At 55.9% G+C, this 7201-nt stretch carries 6 protein-coding genes; all 6 read left to right on the top strand.

What is annotated here, in order from left to right; translation table 11 throughout:
- Positions 1 to 6 precede the first annotated feature (6 nt).
- Positions 7 to 582: an RNA polymerase sigma factor gene (locus tag ACLTX1_RS12435; RefSeq protein ID WP_412331061.1), complete on the top strand. Its 576-nt coding sequence runs from the start codon at positions 7 to 9 to the stop codon at positions 580 to 582.
- On the top strand, positions 569 to 847 hold the full coding sequence (locus tag ACLTX1_RS12430; RefSeq protein ID WP_412331060.1) for a DUF4179 domain-containing protein: 279 nt from the start codon (positions 569 to 571) through the stop codon (positions 845 to 847). The genes ACLTX1_RS12435 and ACLTX1_RS12430 overlap by 14 nt, the downstream gene beginning before the upstream one ends.
- Positions 848 to 916: 69 nt before the next feature.
- Positions 917 to 1543, top strand: a complete 627-nt coding sequence (locus ACLTX1_RS12425; RefSeq protein WP_412331059.1) for a histidine kinase — start codon at positions 917 to 919, stop codon at positions 1541 to 1543.
- Positions 1540 to 2169 carry a PrsW family glutamic-type intramembrane protease gene (locus ACLTX1_RS12420; protein ID WP_309422903.1) on the top strand — a complete coding sequence of 210 codons (630 nt, stop codon included), beginning with the start codon at positions 1540 to 1542 and terminating at the stop codon, positions 2167 to 2169. The genes ACLTX1_RS12425 and ACLTX1_RS12420 overlap by 4 nt, the downstream gene beginning before the upstream one ends.
- Positions 2170 to 2323: 154 nt before the next feature.
- On the top strand, positions 2324 to 2650 hold the full coding sequence (locus ACLTX1_RS12415) for a hypothetical protein (protein WP_412331058.1): 327 nt from the start codon (positions 2324 to 2326) through the stop codon (positions 2648 to 2650).
- On the top strand, positions 2647 to 7201 hold a 4555-nt coding region (locus tag ACLTX1_RS12410), incomplete at its 3' end, for an InlB B-repeat-containing protein (protein ID WP_412331057.1). The genes ACLTX1_RS12415 and ACLTX1_RS12410, both read left to right, overlap by 4 nt.

Below are 7201 nucleotides of genomic sequence, written 5' to 3'. Positions count from 1 at the left end.
GCGCATATGAATCGCAGGAAGGAGGGGGACACGATGGTCAGTGACGGGGATTTTTATCGCCAATATCTGGACGGTGATGACGCAGGGCTGGAGGCCCTGATGGAAAAATACGGCGATCCTCTGACTGTGTACCTAGACGGCTACCTGCACGACATACACGAGGCGGAGGAACTGATGCTGGATGTGTTCGCCTATCTGTTCACGAAAAAGCCCTGCATCCGGGAAGGTGGCTTCAAGGCGTATTTATACAAGGCGGCGCGGCACATGGCGCTGCGCCATAGAAGCAAACGAAGGCTGATGTTCAGCCTGGATGCGCTGACCGACGAACCGGACGGGCAGCTGCTGGCGGAGGAGGTCATCGGCACGGCGGAGCGCAACCGCATCCTGCATGGCTGTATGGGTGAAATGAACCCGGACTATCGGGAGGTTTTGTATCTGACCTATTTTGAGGGGATGAGTTACGCGCAGGCAGCGGAGGTCACGGGGAAAACGGTGAAGCAGATCACCAATCTGGTGTATCGCGGAAAAGAGAGCCTGCGCAAACTATTGGAACGGGAGGGAATCACAAATGCGGAGCCATGAAGAACGCTTTGCGGAAACAAAGCGGCGCATCGCCGCAAGACAGCGCAGGGAACAGCGGCGGCGCAGTACGATCACTACGATTTCTGCTGCTGCGGCGTGCCTTGTGCTGATCGTGGGTGTGTCCTTTGCCATGCCCGGCATGGTTACGGGAATCCGCCCCGGCGATTTCGCGGGCTTTGAAACGGCCGCCAGTATGTATGGCGGCGGCGCGGCGCTGGGGTACATTGTCATCGGGCTTTGTCCTTTCTTTTGGGCGTGTGCGTGACTGTTCTGTGCTTCCGGCTTCGGCAGATAAATCGGGAGGACAGTCAGGATAGGGAAGGCGAGGGGCGGCATGGAGCTGATTGAGAACCTGCTGCAATTATTGACCACTTTCCTCGGCGCGCTGCTTTCGGGTATTGCATGGCAAAAAAGCCGCAGACAGGCGTATTTTTTGCTGCTTTGCTTTTACGGCTGCTTTGCCCTGGGATCGCTGTACTGGACGCTGTACCTGCTGCTGTTCAACACCACACCGCGGGTTTTTTATGTGTCGGAGTTCGGCTGGGTCGCCAGCGTGATTTTTCTGCGGATTTTGCAGGTCACGCTGACCGATTCGGGGGAACGCGGCTTTCGCTGCCGAAAAGCGTGGCTCGCCCCTTTGGTCGGCGTGCCGCTGCTGGTGTTCTACTGCACGTATGGGGACGTTCTCTCCAACCTGATTTGGTGCGGCTTGATGATCTGGCTGTCCTTCTGCGCTGTACGGGGGCTGTTTTATGCAAACACCCTGACAGGCAAAGCGCGGAATCGGCGGTATTTCCACATCGGTATGCTGTGCTATGTCGGTTCGGAATATCTGCTCTGGACGGTGGGCTGCTTCTGGTCGGCTGCCTCTTTCGCAAGCCCTGCATTCTGGTGCGATCTGCTCCTGACCTTTGCTCTGCTGGGGCTGCTGCCCGCGGTAAGAAAGGCGGTGGAACTATGACCTACATTGAAAATATCTTCCTCTGTATGGTGTCCCCGCTGCTGGTGGCCGCCCTGTGCATGGGCAGACGGCAGCTTCGCTTTTTTGTGTTCTGTATCGCCGGAATGGGCGTGTGTCTGCTTTCGGCCTATATCAACACCTTTCTCGCGGCGGTCTGTCATGCAGACGCCCTTGCCGCCACGGCAGAGATCGCACCTGTGGTGGAGGAAATTATGAAGTTGCTGCCGCTGGCATTCTACTTGCTGGTGTTTGAGCCGGAGAGCGAGAAAATCAAGCCCGCCGCCGTCACAGTCGCGCTCGCCTTTGCCACCTTTGAAAACGTGTGCTACCTCATCCAAAACGGCGCCGACCGATTCTCGTTCATCTTTTTTCGGGGCTTCGGTACGGGTGCCATGCACGTTTTGTGCGGTATTATTGTGGGCGCCGGGCTTGCCTACTCATGGCAGCGGACATGGCTGAAGATTGCCGGAACCTGCGGGCTGCTGGGCGCGGCGATCACCCTGCACGCCATCTACAACCTGCTGATTGCCTACGGCGGTGCAGCGCAGTACATCGCCTACGCCCTGCCGGTGCTGCTGGTAACGGCGGGAAAGCTGTCTGCAATTCGCATATCACGGAAGAAATAACCGAATATCCGCTTCTTAGGAGCCGCCTTTGGGCGGCTCTTAATTTTTTTGTAAATTTTTGCATTTTGGGTGAGAGTTTTCCCGAATTTTTGTACCTATATAGGTGAAAGGACTTTTCACGCTTAGGCAATACCGGAAAGGAGGCTTCCCCGATATGTATGATACCGCAAGACGGGTCGAGCTTGTCAAAAGGCAGATACGCAAAAACACCCGACGAAGGCAGAAACGCGGCATCGGCAGGCTGAGCGCTGTGTGTATGCTGCTGTTTGCGGCGCTGATGCAGACAGCGGACAGGGTCGTCGGGCAGGGGCAGACCGCTGCCTGGGGCGGCTTCGGTGCGATGCTGCTGCGGGAGGATGCGGGCGGCTATGTGCTGGTGGGCGTTGCGACGTTCGCGGCAGCCGTTGTGCTGACGGTCGTTTGTATGCGGCTGCATGAACGGGAAAAGCAAAAGCAAAAACACGAGGAGGACGCAACATGAAAAAATTTCTATCCCTGCTTTTGAGCCTATGCCTGCTGCTGGGCACACTGCCCTTGCAGGTATCGGCTTTTGCGGGGGACATTTTTCCGTCCGAAGGGGCGGTAAAAAGCGTCACACTGGAGGACGGCTCGCTTTCCCTGCAAAACGAGTACATCCATATGACGTTTCGCAAATTGTGGGGGACCTATGCCTATCTCACGGTTGCGCCCGCTGCAAAGCCCGATGAGGAAAGCATACTGATCGGGCAGACACCGCGCTGCACCTTCACCACCTATGACCAAGGCAGGGAAAAGATAGAGGGCGTGGTGACTGAGCCGATAAAAGCAGAATTTGTGACAAAAACGCCGAACGGCAGCGCAAATGCCATCAAGGTGGAATATTCTCTGCTGGCCGCCCTTAGCCTGATCAAAGCAAAGGCGACAGTCTACTATGAGCTTGTCCAGCTCAAAGAGAACGGCGCATCGTCCGACACATGGGGTGTGCTGGCGTCGGTCAGCGAGATTTGCATCGACAAGGACAGCATGCCCCAGGACTGGAATCGTGACTTCAATTTCAAATGGGGCTATTCGTTCAACTGCTTTACCGCCACGGGACATACCTCCACGCTGGAAAAGCCGGGCGGCCCTGCTATTAAAATGAGCCGTACCACCGTGCCGGAAGGGGAGAACCCGAAAATCACCACCGAAAACTCGGTATTCACCGCGTCCGTGGAGGATTTAAGTACAAAAACCGTTCCCAAGGGGTATTCCGAGTGGGGCGATGTGGACGGTGTTTACATCACCGAAGTTTATACGGACGGCTACCCTTGGGCAAATCCCTTTGTGGGGCTGTCGGATTACTATGAAAAAGATATCACCTCCGTCAGCGGCAAGCCGATTCGTGTCGCCTTGGCGCAAACCGTCAGCGTAACACCGGGCGATAAGCCGCTGAATACCTGGGTGCAATGTGACAGCTATACCGGCTTCACGTTTGAAGAACCCAACGGCTCGGAGGAGTACTCCCACTTTCTTTGGGGCTTTCATGATCTGATCAAGGCGGGCACGGAGAATGTCCCCTCCCAGCCGGATGCAGTGAATACTGCCATCAACGCCAAGCGGCTTGCCGCGTTCGCCGTAAACGGCGGCGTGACAGTGGAGTATGTGGCGGACGATGCCGCGCTGCAAGCGCTGAAAAAGCAGTACGGAGACCCCGTTGCGCTTATCAGCGGCGATTATGAGAGCAAGAATGGAACGGAATTCACCTTTACCGGCGGCGCGGCGATGCTATCGCCCTCCGTTACGGCGACATGGAATAAGAGCAGCGGAAAGCTGGTCATAAAAAAGGACGGCACGATCGAACACAGCGGCGTAAGCCTGAACGCACCGAGCTTTAAGTTCTACCAGCCGAAAAACGGCGCAGAAAAAGACTTGCAAATCTCGCTTACAAAGGACGGCTTTGCGTTCCAAATCGATCCCGAAAAGAACGATGCCATCGTCTTTGTGGACATTCCTTATGCCGCGGTGAAACTGGAAAACGCGAAAGCCGACGCGGCAGGAAACCTTGTGTTCAGCGGCGACATCGGTTTCCGAACCATCTTCAACGGTGCCGAGTTCTCGATGGAAAAGCTGGGCTACGGCTTGAATACCAAAAATGAGTTCAAGGTCAACGGCGTAAAGGCAACAGGCAGCTTTGACACCGCAAAGCTGATGGCGCTGGAGCTTGCCAGCATCAGCGGCGAGGTAAACACCTTCAAGGGTGAGGAGCGCTATGCCTTTGAGCTGGAGCTAAACGCCTTCGACCTGTTTGAAACGGAAGCATCTTTGGCGCTGGAACGCAGCAAAGAGGACGGCTCACTCATTCCCGACGAGCTGTGGTTCTTTGTCAAGTCCAGCCCTGGCATCCCCCTTGTGCCGCCTGTTCCCGTCGGGCAGCTTAACGGCGGCGGCGCGGGTTTTAAGGATCTGGCAAAAACCGTGAACGGCGACTACTTCGCCATCCCGCCCATCAAGCTGCGGGGTGCGCTGGCGGGTACCTATATGCATCTGATTGAGGGTACAGGCAACGTCGTTCTGGGCCCCAGTGAAATTTCCCTCAAGGCAACGGATGTCGGCATCGTCGGGCTGGGGAAGAATGCGCAGTTCATCGACAGCTTCGGCTATTCTCTCCAACTCAACGGGCAGGAACGTACTTATAAAGGAGTTACCTACAAGGGCACCTACTTCGGCGGTTCGGAGGAACTTGCCATCAATCTGCCAAGCAAGACGCTGGACATCTTTTACATAAACACCGCAATCAAGCTGGGCGCGTTCGGCGGTGCAAACCAAAACAAGGACACCGTGTATCTCGGCATCGGCGCCAACGGTATTGTCAAGGGCAGACTGCAGATTCCGAGCAGCCTTGGCATCCCGTTCCTCAGCGGTCTTAGCCTTCCCAGCACAGACATCAATCTGATCGTGGGCGGGCAGACGACCTTCCCCGTCACAAACACAAACGTCAGCGAGGGCATGAAGCAGGCGTTTAAGAATGTCGATGTCTACCTCGGCGCGATGACAGGTGTGAATGCAGGAGTCTTCGACGCGCGCGTGTGGGTGCTTGTGCCGCAAATTGTGCAAACCGATTTCCGCAAAGGCGGCGGCTGGGACATTGAAACCAAGTGGCTCGGCAAGCTGCCCGAATGGGACTGGTCAACAAAGGGCGTTGATCCGCTGGTGCAGGCCGTGGCTGCAGAAGACAGCGGCGAGGCAGTTCCCATGCTGCTTGCGGCAGATCCATATGCTGCGGAAAACGGTGGTACAAACACGCAAATCATTGAGGTGAACGCTAACCCGGGCGAGACACCGTATATCCTGTTGGCATTTGAGAACACCGTAACCGAGCAGCAGATCAAGGATGCATTAACAATTAAAAAGAATAACCAAGATATTGCAATCAACTGGGTGGACGATGGCGGCCAAAGGGATCCAAACTCTGCCATCAACGCCGACACCGACATCCTCAAGAACAAGAATGACGAACAGGAATATCGTATGGCGATGCTGCGGCTGTCGGAGGGCGGCACCTACGAGGTCAACACAAACTCGCTTACGCTTGTGACGGACAAATCCTGCGGCGTTGCCATCACCCCGTTCGAAAGTCTTGTCTTGAATTTGAATGATTATCAGCTGTCGGGCGAAATCAAATACGCCGAAACGGGTACAGAGTATGTGCTGCGCACGTATCTTGCCAATGCCGAGGGCGGCGCGGACTATCTGGTCGAGGAGCAGATGGTGGCGGATCCCGAAAATATTGCTGTCAACATTCCTGAAAGCGGCACACTGGCACCTACGGGCGAATACTATGTAACCTCCTTCCTGATGACAGAAAAGGAGACAGATCTTGATGGTGACGGCGTGATGGAAAAAGCGCTTGCTGCCATCGACAGCAACCAATTCAACAGCAAAATCTCGTATACGAACACCAAACAGCCGGAATCTCCTGCGCACGTTAATTTGGAGGCTGCCGGCAACGAGGTCATGCGCGCCGAATGGCAGCAGGTAGATAACGCTGACGGTTACCGCGTGACGATTTATCAGCAACAGAACGGTGGCTGGGTCGATACCGGCTTTGGTTACGACCTTGACAATAAAACCACTTCCATCGACATGGCTCTGACCGTGGGCGGCGAGGAAACGGCGGAATCCAAAAATCTGTCTGCGAACGAAACCTACAAGGTCGGTGTAAGCGCCTACACGCAGACAGAGGACGGCGCAAAGTATTACAGCGCAGAAACCGAATCCTCCGGCGTTTTCCTGCCGGAATACACGCCGCTGAACCTTGCCCTTTCCGTGAACGGTAAGGACTGCACGCCGGACGAAAACGGCGTGTACCATGCCTATGTGGGCGGCAGCAGCAATTCCCTTGCCGTGACCTGCGCGGAAGCCAAAAGCATTACGGTCACGCGCATGGATACCGATGCGCCCCTCACATCGGACGGGTCGAACACCTTTGCCATCCCCGAGTTTACCGGCACGCTGATGCTCCGCGTAAACGGCGTGAAGGGCAAGGACGTGACCGGCGTGTTTCTGCTGGTAAGCAGGGACACCACCGCCCCTGTGCTGACCCTTTCCGCTCCGATCTTCTACGCGGACAGGGCGGCAGGCAGTTATCAAATCACCGGCACGGCGGACGCCGGCAGCGAAGTCCTTTATGGGGAAAATAACGAAAGCGTTTATGCCGCAGGGGACGGCAGCTTTGCAATCCAAGGAACTCTGGAAGAACGGCAAGACGGCGATGCCCTGTATATCCGTGCGCAGGACAGCGCCGGGAACCTCTCTGCACGGCAGCTTGCCTTGGTAGCGCGACAAGCGGAAACGTATGCTGTCACCGTAACGACGAACGGCAACGGTACTGCTTCTGCAGACCTCGCCGCCGCTGCGGCAGGTACGAACATTTCCCTGAGCGCCACACCGAATACGGGCTATCATTTTAAGGAGTGGCAGGTCGTCAGCGGCGGTGTGACTATCGAGAACGATAAGTTCACCATGCCGGACGGAACTGTGGAAATCAAGGCAATTTTTGAAAAGGACGCAGCAC

The sequence above is a fragment of the Hominenteromicrobium sp. genome (assembly GCF_046974225.1).
In the GTDB taxonomy this organism is placed as follows: domain Bacteria; phylum Bacillota; class Clostridia; order Oscillospirales; family Acutalibacteraceae; genus Hominenteromicrobium; species Hominenteromicrobium mulieris.
The sequence above is the reverse complement of the archived record's forward strand: the minus strand, read 5'-3'. Positions and strand labels throughout refer to the sequence as shown.